Genomic DNA, 25667 nt, shown 5'->3' with positions numbered 1-25667 from the left:
ATGCAGCTGTCTGTCTGGACCTATGAAGGACCGCCTCACGTTGGCGCGATGCGGATTGCGACCGCAATGGAGGGGCTGCATTATGTCCTCCACGCCCCGCAAGGTGACACTTACGCAGACCTTCTCTTCACGATGATTGAGCGGCGCGGGAAGCGCCCGCCGGTCACTTACACTACATTTGAAGCGCGCGATCTAGGCAAAGATACAGCGCAGCTTTTCCAAGACGCTGCGACCGAAGCGGCAGAGCGCTTCAAACCGCAAGCGATGATTGTTGGTGCGTCGTGCACAGCAGAGCTGATCCAGGATGATCCAGGCGGCCTAATAGAAGCGATGGACCTGCCCTGCCCCGCGATCCCGTTAGAGCTGCCCAGCTATCAGCGCAAAGAGAACTGGGGCGCGGCGGAGACATTCTACCAAATCGTGCGCCACTTGGCGGACAAAGATGTAACGTCCGGTCCGCGCGAAGGACGCCGAGCAAGAGCCAATATCCTTGGCCCAACCGCGCTTGGCTTCCGCCACCGCGATGATCTGGTTGAGATTCGCAAGATCCTCGAAGCACTTGATGTAGACGTCAATCTGGTTGCGCCTTTGGACGCCACACCAGCCGATATTGCGCGCATTGGCGCTGCTGACTTTAACATCTCCCTTTATCCCGAAATAGCAGATGAGGCCGCACGCTGGCTTGAACGCACGTTCAAACAGCCGACCGTGCGGACCGTCCCTATCGGTGTGAGCGCCACCCGTGCGTTCATTGCCGACGTCGCCGAGTTGGTGGGTGCAGATCCCACGCCTGCCCTCGGCGACACCCATTCCCGGCTTCCCTGGTGGAGCCGATCTGTCGATTCGACATATCTCACCGGCAAGCGCGTCTTTATCTTTGGTGATGCGACCCATGCGGTTGCGGCCGCTAGGATCGCGCGTGATGAGCTGGGCTTCGAGGTGTGCGGGCTCGGCTGTTACAACCGCGAGTTTGCCCGCGAAGTGCGCGAGGCGGCAAAACTCTACGGTGTCGAGCCGCTGATCACGGACGATCACTTGGCCGTCGAAGAAGCCATAATCGAGGCCGCACCTGAAATGGTGCTTGGCACGCAGATGGAACGCCATATCGCCAAACGTTTGGGTATGCCCTGCGCGGTCATTTCTTCGCCTGTTCATGTGCAAGATTTCCCTGCGCGGCATTCCCCGCAAATGGGTTTTGAAGGCGCGAATGTGATCTTTGACACTTGGGTGCATCCGCTGGTGATGGGGCTGGAAGAGCACTTGCTCACCATGTTCCGCGAGGACTTTGAATTCTCTGATGAAGCCGGCGCATCGCATCATGCAGCGCATTCGCCAAGCGCCCCAGCAAAGCCATCGGTTCAGGTGGACACTACGCCTTCACCCACCCCTGCTCCTGCCAATGACGGCAATCTTTGGACGGATGAGGCGGAGCGGGAGTTGAAGAAGATACCTTTCTTTGTGCGCGGTAAAGCACGTCGCAACACGGAAGCATTTGCTGTCGATCAAGGCCGCGAACAGATCGACCTCGACACGCTCTATGATGCGAAGGCGCATTATGCACGGTAGGGCGAGCCTCCCTACCCCTTTGGGTGATGCGCCAGTTCGCGTCACCATCATCACGCTCGACAACCATCTCAAAGGTGCTGTTGAACGCGCCGATGCGGCGCTTGCCAGCGATGGCATTTCGGTCTCACTTCACGCGGCCTCAGAATGGGATCGTGACGCAGCCGCGCTGGAAGCCGCCAAACAATCAATCGGCAAGGCTGACATTGTCATCGCGACGATGCTGTTCCTCGACGATCACGTCCGCGCGATCCTACCAACACTCGAAGAGCGCCGCGAAGACTGTGATGCGATGGTCTGCCTGATGAGCGCAGGTGAGGTTGTAAAGCTCACCCGCATGGGCGGCTATCGCATGGATGCGCCTGCAAAAGGACCGCTGGGTCTGCTCAAAAAATTGCGCGGATCGAAAAAAGCGGGCGCAAGTTCAGGTGCGGGCCAGATGAAGATGCTGCGGCGCCTGCCCAAAATCCTCAAATATATTCCCGGCACCGCGCAGGATGTGCGCGCTTATTTCCTCACGCTGCAATATTGGCTGGCTGGGTCGGACGAAAACGTCACCGCGATGGTCCGCGCATTGATAGACCGCTATGCAGCCGGGGAACGGGAATGGCGGCGCGGTGAAACGGCGGCAGAGGCTCCGCTCGAATATCCTGAGACGGGTGTCTATCACCCGCGCGCGAAGCAGAAAATCTCGGACCGTTTGAGCGCCCTTCCTCGGGACAATAAGGTCAACGGTCAGGGCAGAAACGGAACAGTCGGGCTGATCCTGCTGCGCTCCTACCTGCTTGGGTCTGACAGCGGCCATTATGATGGCGCAATTGCTGCATTCGAAGCGGCAGGCATGAAGGTTGTGCCGGTCTTCGCAAGCGGCCTTGATGCGCGTCCCGCGATTGAGGCGTTCTTCAAACATCGCGGCGAAGTGATGGTCGATGCTGTCGTGAATCTTACTGGTTTCTCGCTAGTTGGCGGCCCCGCTTACAATGACGCGCAGGCCGCACGCGAAGTGCTAGGCGATCTCAACGTCCCTTACATCGCGGCGCACGCTATCGAGTTCCAAAGCCTCGAAGAATGGCGCGCTCGCGATCAGGGCTTGCTGCCATTAGAAGCCACGATGATGGTCGCCTTGCCAGAGCTTGACGGCGCAACCACGCCAAGCGTTTTTGGCGGGCGGATGCAAGCTGGCAAAGGCATGTGCGAAGGGTGCGCGCGCCAATGCGAAGGCAGCCAATCTGACAAACTCACGCCCATGCAGGTGTGCCCCGAGCGCGCCGAAGCTTTGGCTGCGCGGGTGGCCAAACAGATTGCCTTGCGCCGCGCCGAACGCGCGAGCCGCAAGCTGGCAGTCGTCATCTTCAATTTCCCGCCCAATGCAGGCGCGACGGGGAGCGCTGCGTTTCTTGCGGTGTTTGAATCGCTGCATGCGACGCTCTCGCGACTCAAAGCTGAGGGCTATAGCGTCGACGTTCCCGAAAACATCGATGCGCTTCGCGATGCCCTGCTGAAAGGCAATGCAGATCGCTACGGCGCGGACGCTAACGTCGCCCACCGCGTGCCCGCAGATGAGCATGTCTATCGCGAGCAGCATTTGGCTGAAATCGAAGCGCAATGGGGCCCTGCCCCTGGCAAAGCGCAGACGGATGGCTCGCACATCCAAGTGCTTGGCGCGCATTTCGGCAATGTCTTTGTCGGTGTGCAACCCGCTTTCGGCTATGAAGGCGATCCGATGCGGTTGCTGTTCGAAGGGAACTTTGCTCCAACCCACGCTTTCAGCGCTTTCTACCGCTATATCCGCGAAGACTTTGGCGCGCATTCAGTGCTGCATTTCGGCACCCACGGCGCGCTCGAATTCATGCCGGGCAAGCAGGCGGGCATGACGAGCGATTGCTGGCCGGAACGTCTGATCGGCGACCTACCGAATTACTATCTGTATGCCGCCAACAACCCATCGGAAGGCATGCTGGCGAAGCGGCGCTCTGCGGCAACATTGGTGAGCTATCTCACTCCGCCACTCGCGCAAGCGGGTCTCTATAAGGGCCTCACCGAACTCAAAGCGAGCGTTGAGCGCTGGCGGCTATGCGATGATGAAGCGGAACGCGCAGACCTTGCAGAGATTATCGCGGACCAGGCCGATGCGCTCGATATTGAGTATGCCGAAATTGGATCGCTTTCCGCCAAGCTTTACGAGCTAGAAGAAGCGCTGATCCCGCATGGTCTGCATGTGCTAGGCCGCAATCCTTCCGGCGATGCGCGCGATGATATGCTCGCTGCCATGGCTGAGGCTGCTGGTGATGATGCCGACACACAGACTCTGGCCGCAAAGCTCGATGAAAGCGACGAACTTAGAGCGCTAATCCACGCGCTTGACGGCGGCTACGTCCAGCCTGCGCCCGGTGGCGACGTGGTGGCCAACCCCGATGTGCTGCCAACGGGCCGTAATATTCACGGCTTTGACCCATTCCTCATCCCCTCTGCTTACGCCTGCAAGCAAGGCGCTGAGCAGGCCGAGCGCCTAATCGCGCGCCATGTAAGCGGCGGAGCGGACATGCCTGAAAGCATCGCGATGGTGCTGTGGGGCACAGACAATATGAAATCCGAAGGCGTCCAAATCGCGCAAGCGATGACGCTTTTGGGTGCGCGGCCGCGGCGAGACTCTTATGGTCGCTTATGCGGCTCCGAGTTGATCCCTCTCGAAGAGCTTGCCCGGCCGCGTATCGATGTTGTGATGACCCTGTCAGGCATCTTCCGCGACTTACTGCCGTTGCAAACGCGCATGTTGGCAGAAGCGGCGTATCTGGCTGCGACGGCGGACGAACCGCTCCACGCCAATTTCGTGCGCAAACATTCGCTGGTCCATGCAGAGCGTCATGGGATCGACCTTGAGACCGCCGCTTTGCGGGTCTTCTCCAATCAGGAAGGCGCATACGGTGCGCAGGTCAATCAGATGATCGATGGCGGTGTCTGGGCTGACCCGGATGAGCTCGCCAATGCATTCGAGATCAACAAAGGATTTGCCTACGGCGTGAAAGGCACACCAGTGCAGCAAAGCGAATTGCTCACCAGCGCTTTGGCCGATGTCGAGTTCACCTATCAGAACCTTGAGAGCATCGAAGTCGGAATCACCGATCTCGATCAATATGTCGACGGGCTTGGCGGAGTGAGCCGCTCGATTGCGCGGGCCAAGGGCGAAGAGGCTCCGGTCTACATCCTCGATGCGACGCGTGGGAGCACCAAAGTGCGCACTCTGGGCGAACAGATTGACCTTGAGACCCGCACCCGCACGCTGAACCCGAAATGGTTTGAAGGCATGCTCGACCACGGTTTTGAAGGCGTGCGCAATATTGAGCAGCACGTCACCAATACGCTGGGCTGGTCCGCGACCACGGGCGAGGTGAAGCCGTGGGTTTATCAGAAGATTTCCGAGACTTTTGTTCTCGACGAAGAAATGCGCCGGCGGCTGGCCGAGCTTAACCCAAAAGCCAGCGCACGCGTTGCTGGTCGCTTGCTCGAAGCCTGCGATCGCAACCTATGGAAGCCTGACGAAGAAACACTCGCCGCCTTGCAAGAAGCCAATGACGAACTCGAAGACCGCCTCGAAGGCGTCTTTGTTGCCGAATGATTTGAGGGATTTGAGAATATGAACCTACACACTCCCAATTCCGGCTTTACTAAGCCCGATGGTGAAGGATCAGTCCAGGTCCAGCTTGACCCAAGCGACAAGATCAAAGGCGCGAAGGTCTTTGCCGTTTATGGCAAGGGCGGCATCGGGAAATCGACAACGTCATCAAACCTTTCTGCGGCATTCTCAAAGCTGGGTCACAGAGTCTTGCAAATTGGCTGCGACCCCAAGCATGACAGCACGTTCACGCTCACCAAGAAGCTCATGCCGACTGTTATTGATGTCCTCGAAACGGTTGAATTTCATAGCGAAGAGTTGCGGCCCGACGATTACATGTTCGAAGGCTATAACGGCGTGATGTGTGTGGAGGCTGGCGGGCCTCCGGCAGGCACAGGCTGCGGTGGCTATGTGGTCGGGCAAACGGTAAAGCTGCTTAAACAGCACCATCTGCTCGAAGACACAGATGTGGTAATCTTTGACGTGCTGGGCGATGTGGTTTGCGGCGGGTTCGCCGCTCCCCTCCAGCATGCTGAGCGTGCGCTGGTTGTCGCGGCCAACGATTTTGATTCCATCTTCGCGATGAACCGGATTGTGGCGGCAATCGGGGCGAAGTCGAAGAACTACGATGTCCGCCTTGCTGGCGTGGTTGCGAACCGTTCCAGAGAAACCGACGAGATTGATCGCTTTTGCGACAAGATCGGCATGGAGCGCCTTGCGCATTTCCGCGATGTCGATGCCATCCGCCGTTCGCGTCTCAAGAAATGCACCCTGTTCGAAATGGGCGATGATCCTGAAGTGATCGCGGCTCAGGACGAATATTTACGCCTTGCAGCGATGCTGTGGGCAGGCGTTGAACCGAGCACAGCGGCGCCGATGAAAGACCGCGACATCTTCGACTTTTTGGGGTTTGAGTGATGGCAACACGCGCATCTGACACACACTTTACCGCGCCCTATGTTGAAAGGCGTGAAGCGCTGGCGACCTATTTCGACAGCACGGCGAAGCAAGCGTGGATCGACCTCACATCTGACGCAAAAGTGAGCGGTATTCGCGCAACCGTGCGTGCCGGGCGTGAAGAAATGCGCAAGACCTTAGTCAGCTGGCTACCGCGCGATTTGCGCCGTACCAAAGTGCTTGATGCGGGCTGCGGCACAGGCGCTCTCGCTGTCCAAGCCGCGTGCAGGGGCGCAGAGGTGACCGGCGTAGATGTGGCTGGTGGACTGATTGAGGTCGCGCGCGAGCGGACGCCTGGCTTCATCGGCCATGGCCGTATCCGGTGGCGCTCAGGTGACATGCTTGATCCTCTTTGGGGGTCACATGAGCATGTGGTCGCGATGGATTCGCTGATCCACTATTCACCGGAAGACTTGGTCGACGCAGTGGCAGAGCTCGGCCAGCGCGCATCGCACTCCATTCTTTTCACATTTGCCCCGCATACAAAGCTGCTGGGCGCGATGCATTCGGTTGGCAAATTTTTCCCGAAAAGCGATCGTTCGCCAGCGATTGTGCCGGTCTCAGAAACCGAACTTCGTGCGCGGCTTGGCAGTCTTGCTGATTGGAAGATCGGCCGAACGCACCGTGTCTCAAGTGGGTTCTACACCAGCCAAGCGCTGGAATTGGTGCGCCGTGTATGAGTGAAACGACGCCTCCTCCTGTAAAGATCAGCAAGACGGCGCTCGCCTTCTTGCCCTTTGCGGATGCGGCCAGCACTGAGCTGCCGCTGGGGCGTTTGCTGCGTATGGCGCTGTTTCAAGTGAGCGTAGGCATGGCGATGGTTCTGCTGTCGGGCACGCTTAACCGGGTTATGGTGGTCGAGCTTGGCACGCCCACATGGGTGGTGGCTCTGCTGATCGCTGTGCCGCTGCTGGTGGCGCCGTTCCGCGCGCTAATTGGCCACCGTTCTGACCGGCATATCTCCGCGCTTGGTTGGCGGCGGGTCCCTTACATCTGGTTCGGCACACTCATGCAGTTTGGCGGCCTTGCGATTATGCCATTTGCGCTGCTGCATCTGTCGCGTCCTGAGAACTTCGCGATCGGCATGGTGGCCGCAGCCGTCGCATTCCTGCTCACGGGCACAGGCTTTCACATCACCCAAACCGCAGGCCTTGCGCTCGCCACTGACCTTGCTCCCGAAGACAAACGCCCGCGCGCTGTGGCGCTCCTTTACGTCATGCTGCTCGTCGGCATGATGATCTCCGCTTTCGTGATCGGCGGATTGCTGATCGAGTTTTCGCCCACCCGGCTTGTCCAAGTGATCCAGGGCGCTGCGGTGCTCACCTTCATCCTCAACCTGACCGCGCTGTGGAAGCAAGAGGCGCGCGCACCTGACCGCACCAAGGCGGACCCCGATGCGCCATCCTTCAGTACTTTGTGGAACGCCTTTGTGCGCGATGGCCGCAATGCGCGCCTGCTTATTGCCATCGGCATTGGCGCTGCTGGCTTTGCCATGCAAGATGCGCTGCTTGAGCCTTATGGCGGTGAGATCTTAGGGCTTTCTGTGGGAGCAACCACCGGCCTTACCGGGGCATGGGCATTCGGCGCATTGCTGGGCTTTATGTGGTCCGCTCGAATTCTCACAGGTGGCGGTGATCCTGTGCGCATTGCTGGACGCGGAATGGTTATTGGCATCAACGCATTCTTAGTCGTCATGTTCGCAGCGCCCTTTGGCTCGCCCGCTATGCTGTATTTGGGCGCGGGATTGATTGGCCTTGGCCTTGGTCTTTTCTCTGTTGGCACGCTCATCGAAGCCATGAACCTCGCCAAGAGTGAAACCGCTGGCCTCGCGCTTGGCGCATGGGGCGCCGTGCAAGCGACCTGTGCAGGCGCGGGCATCGCACTGGGCGGTATCCTGCGCGACATCATCGCCTATTTCGCTATCAACGCCGATCCGTCTGCTGCCATCGCCACCCGCGCGACGGGCTACACATCGGTCTACACCATCGAAGTTCTGCTGCTTTTGGCAGGCCTTGCCGCGATTGGTCCGCTTGTCGGACGCTCTCGCAATCAAACCACTGACACCGGGGAGCGCTCAGACCAGAGCTTTGGTCTGCGCGAATTCCCAACATGAATGCGCGTGAAGGGATGGCGCGCCAAGCCTTGGAGGGCATCCGCCAATGTTCTCCTGAATTTGGAAGGAAAGTACCATGACTGCCACCCTTGATTTGGGCCACTTTTTAGGGACCGCGTATATTGCGGGCACGTTTGATGTCGCTGAACTCGCGTTCATCCTGTTCTTCATCTTCTTTGTCGGCCTTGTGTTCTATCTGAACCGTGAAAGCCGCCGCGAAGGCTATCCTGTAGAAGACGAGCAAACTGGCATTGTGATGCGCGGAATGCCTTTGTCAGACGGCGCGAAGAAGACCTTCAAACTGCCGCATGGCCGTGGCACCTACACGCCAGAAGATGTTGCGCGAGATGATATCGATATCGCTGCGAAACAGACCTTCCCAGGCCGCGGCGCTCCGTTTGAGCCGACCGGCAATCCGATGGAAGACGGCCTAGGCCCAGCAGCCTATGCCAATCGTCAGGACTATCCAGATCTGACAATGGACGGCGCCCCGCGCATCGTGCCAATCGCTGACAGCCACGGCATGACCATTGCAGAGCAAGACCGTGATCCAGTTGGCTTGCCGGTCTATGGCGCTGACAAGAAACTTGCCGGCACCGTCTCAGATGTCTGGGTCGACCAAGCGGAACACATCATTCGCTATCTCGAAGTGACCACCAATTCGGGCAAGAAAGTGCTCGCGCCGATGGGTGTGGCTGCGGTTCAGGGTAAGGCGTGGCTTGGCGGTCTTATTCCGATTGTGGATGACCAGACCGAGCTGATCGATATTGACGCGATCACTTCTGAACAGTTCGACGCAACGCCTGCTGTAAAGACGCCCGGCCAGATCACCCGTCTCGAAGAAGACAAGATCATGGCCTATTACGGCGGCGGCTACATGTATGCCACGCCTGAACGCTCTGAGCCTTGGATGTAAGTCAGATGACGGGATCATCATCTGCGCCGCTCGAGGAAGAAGGCCCCAAAGCTTTTGGCGACCCTATGGGGACGCCAGCTGGGGATGAACGCGTGCTGTGGAAGGGCCGGCCTGATTTGCCGGTCCTAGCCCGCACAGCATTTCACACCCGCAAAGTGGCCTTCTACTTCGCTCTTCTGATTGTCATTGCGGTTGCAACGAACAATCAGAACACCGCGATTATGCTGGCTGTTATGGGGGTTGCGGCGCTTGCGATCCTGTATGGCCTTGCATGGCTGTGCGTGAAGACAACGCTCTACATCCTTACCGATACGCGGCTGATTATGCGCATTGGCATGGCGGTTGAGGCGCGGATCAATGTCCCACTCAAGCATGTGAGCGCAGCCAATCTTAAGCCGCTGGCAAATGGTGCTGGCGATATCGCTTTGCAGCTGAGCGGCGAGCGTCTGCTCGGATACTATCTGATGTGGCCGCATGTTCGCCCGTGGCACTTCACTAAGCCTGAGCCAATGCTGCGCGCTATTCCTGAGGCTGAAAAGGTCGCATCGCTGCTGGCAGAAGCGCGGGCCACATTCAGCGCGATCGAACGCCGCGATGTTCAATCGGCTTCCGCAGAGGCTACCGGCAACGCATTGGAGGGAGCACCGGCATGATCGTTCGCGAATATGAAGAGGACGAAGTTACCGTCCACAAAGTGCCGTTGATCATGGCAGGCGCGCTGATCGCCAGCGTCATCGCGCTAACATCGGCGGTCAGCTTCGGCTTGCTGGATAGGCAGTCTGTCCCCGCCGAAGCGCGCGCGGAAGCGGGCACGATGGCCACATCAACCCGGTCGCTAGCCTTCTTTGATGAAGCGGATGGAACGGTCCGTGTTGAGGATGCATTTAGTGGCGAAGTGGTTGGCAGCTTTGGTCCGGGCACAGGCGGATTTGTCCGCTCGACCATGCGCAGCCTCGTCCACCAACGGCGGATCAACGGCATTGGCCGCGCCACCCCATTCGAATTGATCGAGTGGGATACCGGCGCTCTCACCATTCGCGACACGACGACAGGCAGCATGATTGAGCTGTCATCCTTTGGCGCTGACAATCGCGCCGTTTTTGCCAACATGCTGGAGGGATCACAGCAATGAACACGGTAACAAATGCGGACATCCGCTCTCAAAGCGCACGCCAGTTTGACGTGCCCTGCACCATCGAGGTCGAGCAAAGCTCTGAGCATTTTCATGCCCATGTGGAGCTGGATGGCGATGTTGAGATGGAGCCGGGCGATAAAGTTCAGGTCCATGGCGACCCTATCTCAATTCCCTTTGGAAGCCGGCAAGTATTTGAACGCACCGCCACCGTTACACGGGCAGGCCCAGTGATGCGCGGATTGACGCGCCTCGCTGCTTATTTCGACTTGGCCGAGCTTTACGAAGTCAGCTTCAACGCGGGGAGGATCAAATGAACGCGCATACTGCAATCACTGAAGCACCCATCGATGAGATGATGACCAGCGAAGAGGCGATGGACCTTGCGACGCAGGACACCATGCTCACGCCGCGTTTCTACACCACCGATTTCGATGCATTGGACGCGATTGACGTCTCAACTGTGCGCGAGGAATGGGACCAGCTGATCGCTGATATGACGGCGGACCCCAACAAATATCACTTCCGCCAAAAAGACGATTTTGCAGGCGTGATCGAAGGGCTTGAACCAGCGCTGCGCAAGGAGTTCACAGACTTCCTCGTCAGTTCAATGACGTCTGAGTTTTCGGGCTGCGTGCTTTACGCAGAAATTGCGCGCCGGACTAAGAACCCGGATGTAAAACAGCTGTTCAAGCTGCTTGCGCGTGATGAAAGCCGCCATGCAGGTTTCATCAATGAAAGCCTGAAAGATGCAGGGATCGGCGTTGATCTGGGCTTTCTGACCAAGACCAAGAAGTACACATATTTCAAACCAAAATTCATCTGGTACGCGGTCTATCTGTCCGAGAAAATCGGCTATGCGCGGTACATTACGATCTACCGCCATCTGGCCGCCAACCCGCAGCACAAATTCCACCCGATCTTCAACTGGTTTGAAGAGTGGTGCAATGATGAGTTCCGCCATGGTGAGGCCTTTGCGATGCTGATGCGTGCGGATCCTGACCTGCTCAAAGGCGCGAATAAGCTTTGGATCCGCTTCTTCCTGCTTTCGGTCTACGCCACGATGTATGTGCGCGATCATGCGCGGCCCGTGTTTCATGAGGCGCTGGGCGTTGATCCGACAGAGTATGATTACAAAGTGTTCGACATCACCAATCAAATCGCTCGCCAGGTCTTTCCGGTTGAGCTTAATATTGATGATCCAAAATTTCGCGCGCGTATGGACGGCCTTCGCCTTGCTGCGAACCGGATTGAGGATGGCAAAGCGCAAGGTGGAATTAGCGGTCTTGCCAAGCGGGTGACCGGCATGGCGGGCGCAGGGTACAATTTTGCGCGGATGTATTTCAGCCGGACTAAGCCCAACACACTGCCGCAATCGATCAGGCTACAGCCTGCATGGTAAGTTGGAGCGGCCATATTGTCCCGTTCATCGTGACCGTAGCCATTTGGTTTATGGCGACAGGGCTGATTGCCTTTTCCGTAAACCAAGGAACCGATAGCAATGAGCGTGCAAGATTTCGCCGCAGCCTGATTTGGGGCGGCGTGGCCGGCATCGCTGGCCTCATCACAATCCTGTTCGCATCCCAATCGGTTAGCTTTTGGGCGGTCTATGCGAGCTTCGTCGGCGCTTTGCTGGTTTGGGGCTGGCATGAGATCGGCTTTTTAACTGGAGCCGCTGCAGGGCCACGACGCGAGGCATGCCTTCCCGGTGTGCAGGGCTTTGAACGGTTCACACAAGCAAGTGCGACAGTGATCCATCACGAAGTCGTGCTGGCCCTTACCGCGCTTATGCTCATTTCTCTGTCATGGAGCGCGCCTAACCAGATTGGCGCAACGGTGTTTGTGCTGTTGTTTGGTCTTAGGCTGTCGTCAAAGATAAACCTTTTTATCGGTGTGCCCAATTCAACCACAGAAATGCTGCCATCGCATCTGGGCTATCTGAAAAGCTATTTTGGTCGCAATCGGATGACCGTCTGGCTGGCTGCTTCAGTGGCCACGATTTTTGCTCTGACGGGTTGGTTTGGTAGCCTCGCTATGGCCGCACCGACCGGAAGTCCTGAGATGATCGGCGCAAGCCTGATCACTGCATTATGTCTATTAGGTGCAATCGAACATCTATTTTTGGCGCTACCATTTCGTGATGGAATGTTGTGGGGCTGGGCCTTTTCGCGTGAACGACGTGTCTAGGCTGGGGGGCGAGAAATGACTATGACGAACGAGAATACGAAAGCAGGGGAACCACCCATGGATTTTGAAACCTATTTCGCAGAGCAGCTGGACAGTGTTCGCGAAGAGGGACGCTACCGCGTCTTCACCGATATCAAGCGGCACCGGGGGAAATTCCCCCATGCAACGCGCTTTATTGGCGAAGAAACGCAGGCGGTGACCGTGTGGTGTTCCAACGATTACCTCGGCATGGGCCAGCATCCCAAAGTGCTCGATGCGATGCATTCAACACTGGATGAATGCGGCGCGGGCGCAGGTGGAACGCGCAATATCTCCGGCACCAACCACTATCACGTGGAATTGGAGGCTGAACTTGCCGATCTGCACGGCAAGGAAGCTGCTCTTCTGTTTACCAGCGGATATGTGTCGAACTGGGCGGGCCTTGGCACGCTTGCGAGCAAGATCCCAGGCTGCGTTGTGTTCTCTGACGCGCTCAACCATGCGAGCATGATCGAAGGCATTCGCCACTCCCGCGCGCCTTACAAGATCTGGAAGCATAACGACGTCGAAGACCTCGATCGGCACCTTTCCGAGTTTGGTCCAGAGGTGCCCAAATTGGTCGCTTTTGAGAGCGTCTATTCAATGGATGGCGACATCGCCCCAATCGCAGACATTCTTGACGTGTGTGAAAAGCATGGCGCGATGACCTATATCGACGAAGTGCACGCAGTGGGCCTCTACGGCCCGCGTGGCGGCGGCGTCGCTGAGCGCGAAGGACTGATGGACCGCATCACCGTCATCGAAGGCACTTTGGGCAAGGCCTATGGTGTCATGGGCGGTTATATCGCGGCATCCTCCAATTTGGTCGATTTCGTGCGCAGCTTTGCAAGCGGGTTCATCTTTTCGACCGCCCTGCCCCCGGCCGTTGCAGCGGGTGCGGCTGCCAGCATTCGCCATCTTAAAGAATGCAATGAAGAGCGCGACACGCAGAAGGAACGCGTGGAGCAAGTACGACGTCAGCTCGACATGGTTGGCATTCCGCATCTTCCAAACCCAAGCCACATCATTCCGGTGATGGTTGGGGATGCGAAGAAGTGCAAAATGATCAGCGACTGGTTGATGGATAATCATGGCATCTATGTGCAGCCGATCAATTATCCCACGGTCCCTGTGGGTACAGAGCGGCTACGCCTGACGCCTTCACCGGTGCATGATGATGGCGATGTGACACGGCTGATTAATGCTTTGTCAGAGATCTGGTCGCAATGTGAGCTGGCGCGCGGCAGGATTGCGGCCTGACAAAAGGCTAGCTTTGCGTTTCTGGCTCAGTCTCTGACGCTTCAGGCGTCGGCTCAAGCATTCCGCGCGCTTCGGCTTCAGCAAATATTTCAAAGAATTCGGGCACACCCAAACCAGGGTGCCCGGATTGCTTTGCGCGCTCCAGATTGTCGAGCTTGCTCTCACCTTCAACGATTACCACACCAACCATACCAGCGGCATAGTGCGGTACGCATTGGAAGCCATAGATGCCGGGCGCTGGAATCGTGTAAGAAATCTCTTTGTTTACATCGCCTTCCCAACCATTCGAAGCATCTGGTAGCATGCTCGCGATGGACGAGGATTGGTGGCTGCTTTCAGTCGGGATAAAACGGATTGTGTCGCCAACCTGCGCGCTGACTAGGCGCGGTTTGAACACGTGTTGCTCGCTCGGATCATCGGGATCGACGGTGTACATAAGGATGTCGATCACTTTGCCCGTCGGCTCAACATTAGGTTCCTCAACATTACCAGCAGGCGTCGCCTCTGGCGCTTCGATCATGGTCGTATCGGGAGTCGGACGTTCGCAGCCAGCAAGAGCCAATAAAGACGCTGCGGCGCATATCGAAAATGTTGGGGAGGAATTGGTACGCATAATGGACCGGAAGGCAGACATTTAAACAGCTCGCCCCGCAATGGCCGAGAACTGATTCTCGTCCGTTGCGGGGCGGTTAGCCATTAGCAACAAGGGCGATTATTCGCCGTTGGTTTGCAAGTAAGCAATCAGGTCAACGCGGTCCTGCGCGTCTTTGAGACCGGGATAGGCCATGCGCGTACCTGGCATGTACTCACGTGGTGCTTCGAGATATTCAAACATCACTTCTGGTGTCCAGGTGATGCCGCTGCTTGAGTTTGCATCTGAATAGTTGAAGCCTTCGATTGAACCGGCTTCGCGACCGATCACGCCGTAAAGCGATGGGCCAACGCCGTTTTTGCCTTCTTCGAGCAGATGGCAGGTTTTGCATTGTACGAACACTGTTTCGCCCGCGCCCGCATCGCCAGTGAGATCAGCAAAAGCCAATTCAACTTCTGGTTCAGCAGGCTCCGCTGGGGCTTCGACTTCAGCAGTTTCGGTTTCAGCCGTGGCGTCTTGCGATGCGGGGCTTTCGCCGCATGCAGAAACAGCCACTAGGCTGCCCAGTGCTACGGTGCTGAGAACAATTTTACGCATAAAGATATTTCCCTCTATGTCTTGGCAGACCCAATATGTCTTTTAAACCGAGGCCTTAACCGGTTGAACTTACGTGTTAAATCAGCGCTGATCTCACAAGCGCATCCCTATCGACGTGTGATCTCAAATGTCTAACGCGCGAATGCCAGATGGGTTTCCCGAGAAATTCGTGAAAATTTCAATTGGTATACTGCGGGACCAGAGGCTTTGCGTAATGCGCTCGCCTCGTTAAAGGGGGCAGCCATGAAAAACATTCCTTGGCATTCAAAGCTCGTCCTCGCTCTCACCGTCTTTCTGCCGGTGTTTTTTGTCGTTGCAGCACTCGGCACTAAGATTGGACTCTGGTCTTGGCAAACGGGGCTTTTGGCGCTCACATTTGGCGCTGGGCTTTGGCTCGTCGGGATTGTTGCCGTGGCGGCCTTGGTCTCGCTAATCATCGCGATCATCAGAAAGCCGCGCAGCAAGGTTGCCATGGGTGTTGCGGGTTTGGGCCTAGTGATTCCTGCTGCTCTTGCGGGCATGGGAGCCAACGCCTCTGGCACGGCCTCCGCCAATCCAATCCACGATATCGCAACCGACACGGCGAACCCGCCAGCTTTCTCTAAAGCGACCATGGATGATCGCGCAGAAAGTGATGCCAATCCGCTGAATGATTATCAAACCCCGCTTGGTGAATTGGAAGCCTATGCGGGCGCTGCGCCAGAGCTGGCTATCAAAAGTCACGCACAGATCATCAATGACACATATGCGGAGCTTTCCCCGCTCCCTCTCGCCGGAGCAAGCAAAGCAGACGCGGTCGCTGCAATTGCAGCTGCGATGGGATCGATGGGCTTTGTCGACATTAAACAAGATGCCGAAGCTGGGCGTGTCGAAGGCGTTGCTGAGACTTTCTGGTATGGTTTCAAAGACGATGTGGTTGCCCGTGTTGGTGAGAACCAGATCGACTTCCGATCAGTAAGCCGCGTAGGCCAGAGCGATCTTGGCGCAAATGCCGCTCGCATCGCTGAACTTCGCGAGCGTGTTGCTCAACAAATCGGTCAACGCTAAAGCTTCAGCGGAATTGCATGATGGCGAGCGCGCTCCGCTGAAACACGGTCAGCGCACAAAGTCCTGCATAGGCATAGGCAATCACGCCAAACCATGCAGGGAAGATGCACACTGCGACAAAGACCGCGATGGTCTCCGTCCCTTCTGCCAATCCGGTTGAGTAGAAGAAACTCTTCTTGCCATGTGCCTGCGTTTCTTGGCCTCGCTCGGCAGCGATGACTGCGAACGCTAGAAAGCTGACGCCGGTAAGGACAAAGCTTGCCACCAGAACCAAAGCCGGCAGCGTGTTCGAAGATGCCATGACGCCAAATCCAACGGGGATTGAGACGTAGAAGGCGAAGTCAGCGACTATATCGAAATAGCCGCCCAATGCAGTCGGTGTGTTCGCTCGCGCGACCGCTCCATCAAGGCCGTCGAGCACGCGGTTCACGATGATGAAAGCCAGCCCCCACCAAAGCGCGCCAAATGCTATTGCGACGGCGCCTGCAAGACCAATTGCCAGCCCTGTTAGAGTGAGCATATTCGCGGTGACGCCTGCCTTGGCTAGTGCCGCACCGACACGGTTGAGCGGCGGGTCAATCAGAGGGCGCAGCTTTGCATCGAACACTAGAACGTCACCAGACCAATCCACGCACCCGTCATAGCGGTGGCGATATTGCCCGCGACCCAACTTTTCATGCCAAGTCCTGCCGCCTCTGCCCGGCGCTCTGGACACAAAGTTCCGATGGTGGAGACCAGCAGGCCTACGCTCGCCAGATTGGCAAAGCCGCACAATGCATAGGTGACGATCAAGAGACTTCGCGGTCCAAACGTGTCAGCGGGGAGCGCGGCGAGTTCGAGATAGGCGACATATTCATTTAGGATCGCCTTGGTCCCCATCAATCCGCCAGCCGCCTGCGCCTCTGCCCATGGCACGCCGATCAGCCACATAAAGGGCGCGAAAATCCAGCCAAAGATGCGCTTGAGGCTCAAAGGCTCATCACCCACCAATGGCAGTAAGCCCAGCACCTGATCCGTGAGTGAAACAAGAGCGAAGATTACCATTATGATCGCAATGACCGCCAGGAACAGCTGCATCCCATCCATTGTGCCTTTGACTATGGCATCAATGCTGCTTTCGTATTTCAAACTTGGCTCATCCTCGTCGGCCTCAGTGGCTTGATCGTCGGCCTCACTTGGCACCATCAATTTGGCGATGAGAAGCGCTGCTGGAAGTGAGACAAGTGAGGCAGAAATCATATGGCCCACAGCATCAGGCACCGTTTCGCGCAGTGTGGTGGCGTAGAGGATTAGGATGGCGCCTGAAATGGTAGCCATGGCCAGCACCATGACCTGAAACAGCTCAGCGCGGGTCATGCGGGCGAAGTAAGCGCGCACGACCAGCGGGCTCTCCACCACGCCTAAGAACATATTCGCGCCGCCTGACAGGCCAACGACGCCGCTTACGCCTAATGAGCGCTGGAGCAGGAACGACAGCCCTTTCACGAGCCAACGCAAGACCCCCCAATGCCACAGCAACGCTGCCAGAGCAGAGAACACAATCACCAGCGGCAATATCTGAAACGCAATGATCAGCGGCGGCTGCGCGCCTTCCTTCAGTTCAAATGGGAGGTCTGCCCCGCCCAGATACCCGAACATGTAGGACGATCCATCAAGGGTCGCGCGCTCAATCGCAGCCACCCCCTCATTGGCTAACGTCACCACATCCCACACGAAAGGAACGCGAACGATCAGCAAAGCCAGCACCCCCTGCAACAGCAACGCGCCAAGGATCCAGCGGGTTGTGGGCCGCTCCGCCCTATTTTCGCTTAGTCCCCATGCGAGTGCGAGCAGCACCGCAATGCCGATGATACCGCGAAATTGATCAAACAGTTCCACGCCTCGCGCCTTAGCCCCGCCGCCAATCGTGATACTTCTCGACGAGGTTAAGCAGCCCTTCTGGTTTGCGCGCTTTCTTCCATTCGCCAGCGGCAAACTTGTTGCCTTCGGCCATGGTCGGATAAGGATGGATCGTACCGAGTATCTTATTGAGGCCCAGCTTGTGTTTCATCGCCAGAGTGTACTCAGCCAGCATTTCGCCTGCTTTGTATCCCACGATGGTCGCACCAAGGATCGTGTCCTTACCCGGCTTGGTCAGCACTTTCACGAAACCCTTGATCTCATGTTCTGCAATCGCACGGTCGAGATGATCTAGATTGTAGCGCGTGACATCGTACTCGACGCCCTGCTCTTTTGCCTCGGATTCGTTGATACCGACACGGGCAATTTCTGGGTCAAGGAAGGTGACAGCAGGGATTACCGAATAGTCAGCCTTGAACCGCTTGAACTGCCCGAAAAGAGCGTTGACGCTGGCAAACCATGCCTGGTGGCTGGCGGTGTGGGTGAACTGGAACGGCCCCGCTACGTCACCGCAGGCATAGATATTGGGGAATTTGGTCGCAAGGAATTCGTCGGTGACCACCGTTTTATTCGTATCGATGCCCAATTCCTCCAGACCATAGCCAGTCAGCCTGGCCGCGCGCCCCACGGCGACGATCAGTGCATCGTACGGCACTTCGACCGTTGTGCCGTCATGTTCGGTCATGACCGCGCCATCGGTGACCTTCACCGCCTTGTGATCGACAAGGACACGCACGCCCGATTCTTCAAGCGATTGCTGCGCAAGTGCGGAGACTTCCTCATCCTCGCGGCCCATAATCCGGTCCATCATCTCGATCTGAGTGACATTTGAACCGAGCCGCGCGAGGCTTTGCGCAATCTCACACCCAATCGGACCACCGCCCAAGATGGCTACGCGCGCAGGCGGGGCATCCATTTGCGCAAAAGCATCCCACATCGTGTCAGAGGTCAGGTAATTGCTTTCCTTAAGACCTTCGATGGGCGGCACGAATGGAGCAGCGCCCGCAGCAATGACGATAGATCGCGTCGTGAGGCGCTGGGTTTCGCCGTCATTGCGCGCGATCTCGACCGTCCACGGATCGATGATTTTGGCATAGCCTTCGACCACATCGACGCCGAGGCCAGTGTAACGCTCCACACTGTCATGCGGCTCAATTGTCTTCACCGCATCCATGACGCGGGCAATTGTGTGCTTGAACGGCACGGTGGGTTCATGCGCTTCGAGGCCATATTTGTCGGCGTTGCGCATTTGGCTCGCAACCTTGGCGCTTTTGATGAGAGCCTTTGAAGGAACGCAGCCAGTGTTTAGGCAATCGCCGCCCATCTTATGCGCTTCGACCAATGTCACCTTCGCCTTCACCGTTGAGGCAATCAGGGAAGAGACAAGTCCTGCTGCCCCTGCCCCGATGACCACCATATTGCGGTCAAAGCTTTTTGGCTTTTCGAAGCCACGATAGACTTTTTGCCGCTGAATGAAGCCGACGATCACTTTTGCAATCCAAGGAACGATAGCGAGAAGGATGAAGCTGCCAATCAGCGCAGGAGAAAGCAGGCCCGATGTGCTTTCAATCTGCGCAAGCTGCGTGCCAGCATTCACATAGACAATCGTGCCAAGCAGCATACCGACCTGACTAACCCAGGCGAAAGTCCACGTCTTGATCCGGGTTAGACCCATAACGAGGTTGATCACGAAGAACGGCACCAGCGGGATCATGCGCAAGGTGAAGAGGTAGAATGCCCCATCGCGCTCTAACCCAGAATTGATCGACTTCAACCGATCTCCGAAACGCTTCTCAATGGTATCGCGCAGCACATAACGCGAGGCGAGGAATGCAAGTGTTGCCCCAAGAGTAGAGGCGAATGAGACGAGGATTGTACCTTCCCAGAGCCCAAATAGAGCGCCAGCCGCCAACGTCATGATTGCGGCGCCTGGAAGCGAGGCTGCCGTGACGGCGACATAGATCAGGAAAAACAAGACCAAAACCAAAACCCGGTTCGCCTCGTAAAAGCCCTGTACGTCATCAACGACCTGCTTGATCCCCTGGATCGTCAAGTACGCGCCAAGGTCAAAGTAAAAATAGGCAATGACGAGCGCGGCCAGCGCAAGAATGATCAAAATCTTCTTCATCAAATATCCCTCTCGCGCCCTGTTGTTCAGGGTAGGTTCGCGCATTGATTGACCGCGGTTACGCTTTGCGCGCCAGTTCGGCGTATTGCGAAATCCAGCGATTGTCGATCCAATGTTTAAGACGAGCCACCCAGCGTCCTTGTGCTGCCAAGGGGCCATAGCTCAAAATTGCAGAGCTATCGTTGGTTGAGAGCAAATAAAGGCTGACAGGTCGCGGCCGATAATGAGCGTTCGCAGGCTTTCCCTGAGCTGCATTTCGTAGGTTTCTAGCCAGCACCGGCCCTGCCATCACAGCATGAACTCCAGAATGCGGGACGCGGCGGTCCTGATGCGATGCCACATCACCAACGGCGAAGATGTGTGAGTGCGAGAGCGAGCGGAGGTCGCCAGATACGGCAATAAATCCGCTTTCATCGCAAGCGAGCCCACCAGCGCGGGGCCATGCCGGTGCGCCGCTCCCCAAAGTCGCGATGATCAAGTCCATCGGTTCGAGCACGACATCGCCTGCCTGCAGCTTACCCTCGCAAAGTTGAGCATCATCCTCGTACAAAATGATATTCTGTCGATTTAGTGATGCAGTCACGCGCTTGCGGACTGCGTTGGAAAAGCTGGGCAACAATCCCTCTGCTCCTGCAACCAGTGACACATCAGGCCCGCTTTCAAACCGCTGCGAATTGCGCAGGCCAAAGGCAAGTTCAACACCTGCCGCCCCGCCCCCGATGATTGCGATCCGCTTCGCGTCTTTGAAGTCGGACAGGCGGTCCACGAAACCATCAATTGGGCGCACATCTAAAACACGCGGGTCGGTGCCCAGAACCGCCTTCGCGCGACCCACCCCGCCTGTGTCGATAGACCCCACGTCAAAGGAGATGACTTCGCCAGCCTCGGTCCGAACTTCGCCCGCGTCTGGATCAATCGCTATGCAACGCCCGAGCACCAAATCCACGCCCGCCCGCCGCGCCAGCGCCGCCACATCGACGATACCCGCGTCTCGCGGATATTGACCGGCGATCCAGCCAGGCACCATGCCAGAATAGCGTAAATGCTCTGACGGCGTGAGCAGCATCACATCATCGCATGGGAGGCCACGGCGAATAAAATCGGCCAGCACCGCAACATGGGCATGGCCGCCACCAATAAGCAGGAGTTTTGCCCGAAGCGTCATTGTGTTGTCGCCATTCCCCAATGCGCCGGGCATGTCCAGTGCAGCGTGCTGGCACCGGAACCTAGCCCAGCTTCAAGCGTACTCGCTTTATCCCTGCAGGTTGCCACGACCCTGCAAGGCCGGTTTGGGATGCCGGTTCAGCAATGCTGGTGGCAACCTCAATCTGCTAAAGTGGACGGCGAATGCCTGCGACCATGGCACTTGAAAACGACACATACGGATCGCGCATCTCGCTTGCGCAGTTCTTTCGGCGCTTCTTCGAGATATTGAGGCCCGAGCGGAGCTTTTATTGGCTCGCCGTTGTCTATGGGGTCGGGATCAGCTTGCTGTCCCTGGCAACGCCGATTTCAGTTCAGATGCTGGTGAATACAGTCGCCAACACAGCCCTTGCTGCGCCTTTGGTGATGCTGTCGCTGACATTGTTTGGACTGCTCATCATTTTCGGTCTGCTTTATGCGCTTCGCATCCATCTGATGGAGCTGTTTGCGCGCCGTTTCTACGCGCGGATGGTGGCGGAAATTTCGTTGCTCTCAGTCTACGCACAAGACCCCTTTTTCGCAGATCGCAAGTCTAACGCACTGTTTAACCGCTATTTCGACGTGATGATCGTCCAAAAGGCGATCCCCGTCCTTTTCATTGGCGGGTTTTCGGTGGTGCTACAGGTTGCGGTCGGCTTTGTGCTCGTGTCGCTTTACCACCCGCTGTTCATGGTTTTTACCCTAGTGATGTCAGCGCTGATCTGGGTGATCTGGCTAGTATGGGGGGCGCGTGCCGTGCGCACGGGGATCGACCTCTCTCATGCCAAACACAACACCGCCAATTGGCTGGAGACGGTGGGCGGGTCGAACGGCTTCTTCAAATCGCAACGCCGCGTTGATTATGCGCTGAACCGCACCGATGAATTCACGCACGGCTACATTGATCAGCGAAAGCGTCATTTCCGGCAGCACTTCGCACAAACCATTGCTTTTCTACTGCTCTATGCAGGCGCGAGTGCGGCGCTGCTTGGCCTTGGCGGCTGGCTGGTTATTCAAGGACAATTGACGCTCGGCCAATTGGTTGCAGCAGAGCTGGTGCTCTCGGTTGCCTTCTTTGGCGTCGCCCAGCTCGGCACATATCTCACGTATTTTTACGACCTGTGCGCAGCTATTGAGGAGATTTCGCTGTTCTATGATGTTGAGCAGGAAGAACCGCGCGGCGACAATCCGCTAGCCGGCGATGACCATACTCTGGTTTTCAAACGGGCCAGCGGAACAGGGCGGCACGGCGAAGGGCAATTCAATCTTGAAATCCCAAGTGGCGCAATCGTGATGGCAGCGGCCAGCGATCACGGCGTCCAGCGGCTTTTCACCAATATGCTCAAAATGCACGAGCGCCCCTCTTCGGGCTTTCTGACGCTGGGCGGCGTCGATTTCCAAGACATCGAAACCTACAATCTTCGCAACACCGTTCACGTACTGGAGCGACCCAGCTTTGTGGGTATGACCGTGCGTGAATATTTGGGTCTGTCATGCCCTGATACCGCGAGCAAACGCATGGTTGGCGCGCTTGAGTGTGTGGGACTGATCGATACCATCTCCAGCTTCGAAAAGGGGCTTGATACGCCCATCGCTTCGACCGGCCATCCACTCAGTCAGGTTGAATTGCAGCAATTGAAGCTCGCCAATGCGCTGCTCGAACAGCCCCGCGTCCTGGTGCTCAGCCGCCTTTTTGACCTGCTGGATGAAGACAGCCTTGCCCGCGCCATCACGGCGCTGCGCAGCCAAGCTTATTCGACCGTCATCTATTTCTCGAACAGGCGGGTTGATCTTGGGTTTGATAAATTCCTTTATCTTGAGCCGACGGTGCAGACCTACTTTGACAAGTTCGAAGACTTCTACACCGCCGTTCACAGCAAGCCGCCCGCGGAACCAAGCGGCCCAAGGCTTCTTTCTGCCAAGCCAGCAAGCGCGGTGGGAGAATGACAGTGGCTCGCCCCTCCGCCGACATGGCTCATTTCACTGCGCTTCAAAGCATTCGCACGCCGAGGATTTTCCGCACGGTCTTCATCGTGGTTCTGATAGCTGCGCTGCTGACGCTGGCCTTCCTGATCTATGCCCCATGGGTGCAAACCATCGGCGGACGCGGCGTCGTGACCACCCTCAACCCGAATGAGCGCCAGCAAGAGATCAACGCGCTTGTTTCTGGACGTATTGAAGAATGGTTCGTCAATGATGGCAGCCGCGTTGAGAAGGGCGATCCCATCGCGCGGATTGCGGATATTGACCCCAATTTGGTTCAGCGCCTTGAGGCGGAGCGCGCGCAGGTGGAAATCCAGCTGCAAGCAGCGCGAAACGCACAATCGACGGCCGAAATTGATCTTCGGCGAATGCAGGAATTGTTTCAGGCGGGCTTGTCTGCGCGGCGCGACTATGAACAGGCGCAAATCAGAGTGGAAGAAATGCGCGGCCGTGTGGCTGAAGCGCAGGCAAACCTTGCGCGAACTGAAACCAATTTGGCTCGGCAATCCGAACAGCTTGTTGTCGCCCCGCGTGATGGCTTTATCCAAAGCATCAATGCAGGCGACGCCGCTACATATGTGAGCTCTGGCCAAGTTCTCGCGACCTTCGTTCCCGAAGCTCAGCAGCGCGTGATCGAGATCTTCGTTGATGGCCGCGATGTGGCGCTTGTTGAACCTGGTGAGAAGGCGCGGATTGAATTTGAAGGGTGGCCAGCAGTGCAATTTAGCGGCTGGCCGTCTGTCGCCATCGGAACATTTCCTGGCGTGGTCAAGACGGTCGATCAGGTGGCACAACCCGATGGCCGTTTCCGCGTGCTTATCGCCGAAGACCCTAGCGCCGAACAGCAATGGCCACAGGATCGCTATGCCCGCTTTGGCACGGTGGTGCGATCATGGATTTTGCTGGACACTGTACCAGTGGGATACGAGCTTTGGCGGCAACTCAACAATTTTCCACCCGAGGTTCCTCCTGAGGTGACAGAGGCGACCAGTGCCAATGGATCGGGCACTTAGATCCATGCGCGCCTTTGCAGTCATTCTCGCTGCTATCCTCGCCGCACCTCCTTTGCTTGCGCAGGACATTGCGCCCTTCGAAGATCCACTTGAGGTCGCGCTAAGCGAAGGTCCTTTGACGCCTGACGAGGTTTTGCGCAGCTCTGCGCTGACCTTTCCCAGCATTCTTGAAAGCTTCGAACGCGAAGCGGCTGCCCGCAGCGATCAATTGGTCGCAGACGGCGCATTTGACTTGATTCTCAAAGGCGAGGCCTATGACAGGGTCACAGGCACATTTTCAGGCGGCTATGCCGAAGTCGGTGCGCGCCAACCGCTCGCCGACATGGGCGCGGAGCTGTATGGCACTTACCGCCTGTCCGACGGGCGTTTCCCAATTTATGAGAACATCTACAATACCAATCAGGCGGGCGAGTTTAAGGTTGGAGGATTGCTATCGCTGCTACGCAATCGCCGAATAGACCAGCGCCGTTTCAACGTCAGCGACACGCAGCTTGCTGCGGGCCAAGCGCAGTTGGATGTGGTGCTGGTACAGTTGAACGTGCAGCACGAAGCGCTCAAAGCCTATTGGCGTTGGGTCGCAGCGGGCCGCGAAATTCGGGTTTATGAAGAGCTGCTGGAAATCGCAGAAGCACGAACCATCGGTATTTCGCGCCAAGTCCGCGAAGGGGCGTCGCCGCGCATCGCGCTGACTGAGAATGAGCAAAATGTCATTCGTAGACGCACTCTTTTGGCAGAGGCGCAGCGCAATTTCGAAACGGCGGCAAACTCGCTCAGCTATTATCTACGCGCTTCAAACGGAGAGATGATCGTTCCCACGCGGCAAAATCTGCCTGAGCTGGACAGCCTCATTGGCCTTCCCGATATGCAATCGCTGATCGCGCAGCGGCGTAGCGATATTCTGGAGAATAGGCCTGAATTGCAGAACTTTCAGCTCGCCATTCAACGCGCTGAGAACAAGGTCGCGCTGAGGCAGAATGATCTGCAACCGCAGCTAAATCTGAGCGTTGAACTCAGCCGGGACTTTGGCGGGATTGGTGATGGCGGGCAAACGTTTGATTCGACCGATACGGTTGTCGGCGTCACATTCACTGTTCCCCTGCAGCGGCGCGAGGCACGTGGGCGATTGCAACGCGCAGAGGCCGAACTGCGCGAGATTGAACTGCGCGAACGGCGTGTTGCAGATCAGATCGAGGTCGAGCTCGACAATATCCTCGCCAACCTCAATGCAGCCCTACGCCTTGCCGATTTGGCAGAGGATGAAGTCATTCAGGCGAACACAATGGTCACAGCAGAGCGGCGTCGCTTTTCACTGGGAGCAGGCGATTTCTTCCTAGTGAATTTGCGCGAAGAAAGCGCGGCGGATGCGCGCATCCGCCAGATCCGAGCTGAGCTGCGCGGGCGGCTGGCCACTGCAAGCTACAATGCAGCAACAATGAACCTTGCTGAACTAGGCCTCGAATAAGCAAG

The 25667-nt window shown here is 57.1% G+C and carries 22 protein-coding genes; 16 read left to right on the top strand and 6 right to left on the bottom strand.

The window, feature by feature from the left end:
- The 12 genes from bchB to hemA all read left to right on the top strand — a co-directional run bounded on the left by bchB (position 1) and on the right by hemA (position 13759).
- Positions 1-1566, top strand: a complete 1566-nt coding sequence (gene bchB, locus AC0V6N_RS01790) for a ferredoxin:protochlorophyllide reductase (ATP-dependent) subunit B (RefSeq protein WP_486169882.1) — start codon at positions 1-3, stop codon at positions 1564-1566.
- Entirely contained in the window at positions 1556-5179 is a 3624-nt protein-coding gene (locus AC0V6N_RS01785) for a magnesium chelatase subunit H (RefSeq protein WP_486169881.1), read from the top strand. The genes bchB and AC0V6N_RS01785 overlap by 11 nt, the downstream gene beginning before the upstream one ends.
- Before the next feature lie 18 nt (positions 5180-5197).
- The gene (gene bchL, locus AC0V6N_RS01780; protein ID WP_486169880.1) at positions 5198-6094 is read left to right on the top strand and encodes a ferredoxin:protochlorophyllide reductase (ATP-dependent) iron-sulfur ATP-binding protein; all 897 of its coding nucleotides are present in this window, start codon (positions 5198-5200) and stop codon (positions 6092-6094) included.
- Positions 6094-6813 (top strand): magnesium protoporphyrin IX methyltransferase, encoded by a 720-nt coding sequence (bchM, locus tag AC0V6N_RS01775; RefSeq protein ID WP_486169879.1) that lies wholly within the window; start codon positions 6094-6096, stop codon positions 6811-6813. Before bchL ends, bchM begins: the two co-directional genes overlap by 1 nt.
- Positions 6810-8246, top strand: a complete 1437-nt coding sequence (locus AC0V6N_RS01770) for a BCD family MFS transporter (RefSeq protein WP_486169878.1) — start codon at positions 6810-6812, stop codon at positions 8244-8246. The genes bchM and AC0V6N_RS01770 overlap by 4 nt, the downstream gene beginning before the upstream one ends.
- Positions 8247-8322: 76 nt before the next feature.
- The gene (gene puhA, locus AC0V6N_RS01765) at positions 8323-9162 is read left to right on the top strand and encodes a photosynthetic reaction center subunit H (RefSeq protein WP_486169877.1); all 840 of its coding nucleotides are present in this window, start codon (positions 8323-8325) and stop codon (positions 9160-9162) included.
- Positions 9163-9167: 5 nt separating this feature from the next.
- Positions 9168-9815, top strand: coding sequence for a photosynthetic complex putative assembly protein PuhB (gene puhB / locus AC0V6N_RS01760; RefSeq protein ID WP_486169876.1), 648 nt, complete (start codon positions 9168-9170; stop codon positions 9813-9815).
- On the top strand, positions 9812-10294 hold the full coding sequence (gene puhC, locus AC0V6N_RS01755) for a photosynthetic complex assembly protein PuhC (protein ID WP_486169875.1): 483 nt from the start codon (positions 9812-9814) through the stop codon (positions 10292-10294). Before puhB ends, puhC begins: the two co-directional genes overlap by 4 nt.
- Entirely contained in the window at positions 10291-10611 is a 321-nt protein-coding gene (locus AC0V6N_RS01750; RefSeq protein WP_486169874.1) for a hypothetical protein, read from the top strand. The genes puhC and AC0V6N_RS01750 overlap by 4 nt, the downstream gene beginning before the upstream one ends.
- Positions 10608-11696 (top strand): magnesium-protoporphyrin IX monomethyl ester (oxidative) cyclase, encoded by a 1089-nt coding sequence (gene acsF, locus AC0V6N_RS01745; protein ID WP_486169873.1) that lies wholly within the window; start codon positions 10608-10610, stop codon positions 11694-11696. Before AC0V6N_RS01750 ends, acsF begins: the two co-directional genes overlap by 4 nt.
- Complete coding sequence (gene puhE / locus AC0V6N_RS01740) at positions 11690-12481, top strand: putative photosynthetic complex assembly protein PuhE (RefSeq protein WP_486169872.1); 792 nt, start codon at positions 11690-11692, stop codon at positions 12479-12481. Before acsF ends, puhE begins: the two co-directional genes overlap by 7 nt.
- Positions 12482-12538: 57 nt before the next feature.
- Positions 12539-13759 (top strand): 5-aminolevulinate synthase, encoded by a 1221-nt coding sequence (hemA, locus tag AC0V6N_RS01735; protein WP_486169871.1) that lies wholly within the window; start codon positions 12539-12541, stop codon positions 13757-13759.
- A gap of 7 nt (positions 13760-13766) precedes the next feature.
- Here hemA and AC0V6N_RS01730 read toward each other — a convergent pair whose 3' ends face one another.
- Both AC0V6N_RS01730 and AC0V6N_RS01725 read right to left on the bottom strand, forming a co-directional pair.
- A complete protein-coding gene (locus AC0V6N_RS01730) occupies positions 13767-14393 on the bottom strand; it encodes a plastocyanin/azurin family copper-binding protein (protein ID WP_486169870.1) in 627 nt (208 codons plus the stop codon).
- A 78-nt stretch (positions 14394-14471) separates the two neighbouring features.
- Positions 14472-14948, bottom strand: a complete 477-nt coding sequence (locus AC0V6N_RS01725; RefSeq protein ID WP_486169869.1) for a c-type cytochrome — start codon at positions 14946-14948, stop codon at positions 14472-14474.
- Positions 14949-15191: 243 nt separating this feature from the next.
- Here AC0V6N_RS01725 and AC0V6N_RS01720 point away from each other — a divergent pair, with 243 nt between their 5' ends.
- Positions 15192-15995, top strand: a complete 804-nt coding sequence (locus AC0V6N_RS01720; protein ID WP_486169868.1) for a DUF1499 domain-containing protein — start codon at positions 15192-15194, stop codon at positions 15993-15995.
- Between the two features lie 4 nt (positions 15996-15999).
- On the opposite strand, the gene AC0V6N_RS01715 is transcribed toward AC0V6N_RS01720, so the two are convergent.
- From AC0V6N_RS01715 to AC0V6N_RS01700, 4 genes are read right to left on the bottom strand one after another with little or no spacing between them, the layout of a single operon-like run.
- Positions 16000-16626 carry a CDP-alcohol phosphatidyltransferase family protein gene (locus AC0V6N_RS01715; protein WP_486169867.1) on the bottom strand — a complete coding sequence of 209 codons (627 nt, stop codon included), beginning with the start codon at positions 16624-16626 and terminating at the stop codon, positions 16000-16002.
- Complete coding sequence (locus AC0V6N_RS01710) at positions 16602-17873, bottom strand: NupC/NupG family nucleoside CNT transporter (RefSeq protein ID WP_486169866.1); 1272 nt, start codon at positions 17871-17873, stop codon at positions 16602-16604. The genes AC0V6N_RS01715 and AC0V6N_RS01710 overlap by 25 nt, the downstream gene beginning before the upstream one ends.
- A gap of 10 nt (positions 17874-17883) precedes the next feature.
- Positions 17884-20022: an FAD-dependent oxidoreductase gene (locus tag AC0V6N_RS01705; protein WP_486169865.1), complete on the bottom strand. Its 2139-nt coding sequence runs from the start codon at positions 20020-20022 to the stop codon at positions 17884-17886.
- Positions 20023-20080: 58 nt separating this feature from the next.
- Positions 20081-21187 carry an FAD-dependent oxidoreductase gene (locus AC0V6N_RS01700; RefSeq protein WP_486169864.1) on the bottom strand — a complete coding sequence of 369 codons (1107 nt, stop codon included), beginning with the start codon at positions 21185-21187 and terminating at the stop codon, positions 20081-20083.
- A gap of 182 nt (positions 21188-21369) precedes the next feature.
- Between AC0V6N_RS01700 and AC0V6N_RS01695 the strand changes: the two genes are divergently transcribed.
- The 3 genes from AC0V6N_RS01695 to AC0V6N_RS01685 are packed head-to-tail and all read left to right on the top strand — an operon-like array spanning position 21370 to position 25662.
- Complete coding sequence (locus AC0V6N_RS01695; RefSeq protein WP_486169863.1) at positions 21370-23151, top strand: ABC transporter transmembrane domain-containing protein; 1782 nt, start codon at positions 21370-21372, stop codon at positions 23149-23151.
- Positions 23148-24200, top strand: a complete 1053-nt coding sequence (locus AC0V6N_RS01690) for an HlyD family secretion protein (protein ID WP_486169862.1) — start codon at positions 23148-23150, stop codon at positions 24198-24200. Before AC0V6N_RS01695 ends, AC0V6N_RS01690 begins: the two co-directional genes overlap by 4 nt.
- The gene (locus AC0V6N_RS01685; protein ID WP_486169861.1) at positions 24184-25662 is read left to right on the top strand and encodes a TolC family protein; all 1479 of its coding nucleotides are present in this window, start codon (positions 24184-24186) and stop codon (positions 25660-25662) included. Before AC0V6N_RS01690 ends, AC0V6N_RS01685 begins: the two co-directional genes overlap by 17 nt.
- Positions 25663-25667 lie beyond the last annotated feature (5 nt).

It is taken from the genome of Erythrobacter sp. S57(2025) (assembly GCF_057365055.1).
The sequence above is the reverse complement of the archived record's forward strand: the minus strand, read 5'-3'. Positions and strand labels throughout refer to the sequence as shown.

Bases quoted from the DNA above. Each gene is read 5' to 3' on its own strand.
- AC0V6N_RS01695 (WP_486169863.1), top strand. From the start codon at position 21,370: ATGCCTGCGACCATGGCACTTGAAAACGACACATACGGATCGCGCATC.
- puhA (WP_486169877.1), top strand. From the start codon at position 8,323: ATGACTGCCACCCTTGATTTGGGCCACTTTTTAGGGACCGCGTATATT.
- AC0V6N_RS01690 (WP_486169862.1), top strand. From the start codon at position 23,148: ATGACAGTGGCTCGCCCCTCCGCCGACATGGCTCATTTCACTGCGCTT.
- puhE (WP_486169872.1), top strand. From the start codon at position 11,690: ATGGTAAGTTGGAGCGGCCATATTGTCCCGTTCATCGTGACCGTAGCC.
- bchM (WP_486169879.1), top strand. From the start codon at position 6,094: ATGGCAACACGCGCATCTGACACACACTTTACCGCGCCCTATGTTGAA.
- puhC (WP_486169875.1), top strand. From the start codon at position 9,812: ATGATCGTTCGCGAATATGAAGAGGACGAAGTTACCGTCCACAAAGTG.
- bchB (WP_486169882.1), top strand. From the start codon at position 1: ATGCAGCTGTCTGTCTGGACCTATGAAGGACCGCCTCACGTTGGCGCG.
- AC0V6N_RS01770 (WP_486169878.1), top strand. From the start codon at position 6,810: ATGAGTGAAACGACGCCTCCTCCTGTAAAGATCAGCAAGACGGCGCTC.
- AC0V6N_RS01705 (WP_486169865.1), bottom strand. From the start codon at position 20,022: ATGAAGAAGATTTTGATCATTCTTGCGCTGGCCGCGCTCGTCATTGCC.
- AC0V6N_RS01750 (WP_486169874.1), top strand. From the start codon at position 10,291: ATGAACACGGTAACAAATGCGGACATCCGCTCTCAAAGCGCACGCCAG.
- acsF (WP_486169873.1), top strand. From the start codon at position 10,608: ATGAACGCGCATACTGCAATCACTGAAGCACCCATCGATGAGATGATG.
- AC0V6N_RS01720 (WP_486169868.1), top strand. From the start codon at position 15,192: ATGAAAAACATTCCTTGGCATTCAAAGCTCGTCCTCGCTCTCACCGTC.
- puhB (WP_486169876.1), top strand. From the start codon at position 9,168: ATGACGGGATCATCATCTGCGCCGCTCGAGGAAGAAGGCCCCAAAGCT.
- AC0V6N_RS01785 (WP_486169881.1), top strand. From the start codon at position 1,556: ATGCACGGTAGGGCGAGCCTCCCTACCCCTTTGGGTGATGCGCCAGTT.
- hemA (WP_486169871.1), top strand. From the start codon at position 12,539: ATGGATTTTGAAACCTATTTCGCAGAGCAGCTGGACAGTGTTCGCGAA.
- bchL (WP_486169880.1), top strand. From the start codon at position 5,198: ATGAACCTACACACTCCCAATTCCGGCTTTACTAAGCCCGATGGTGAA.
- AC0V6N_RS01730 (WP_486169870.1), bottom strand. From the start codon at position 14,393: ATGTCTGCCTTCCGGTCCATTATGCGTACCAATTCCTCCCCAACATTT.
- AC0V6N_RS01685 (WP_486169861.1), top strand. From the start codon at position 24,184: ATGGATCGGGCACTTAGATCCATGCGCGCCTTTGCAGTCATTCTCGCT.
- AC0V6N_RS01700 (WP_486169864.1), bottom strand. From the start codon at position 21,187: ATGACGCTTCGGGCAAAACTCCTGCTTATTGGTGGCGGCCATGCCCAT.
- AC0V6N_RS01725 (WP_486169869.1), bottom strand. From the start codon at position 14,948: ATGCGTAAAATTGTTCTCAGCACCGTAGCACTGGGCAGCCTAGTGGCT.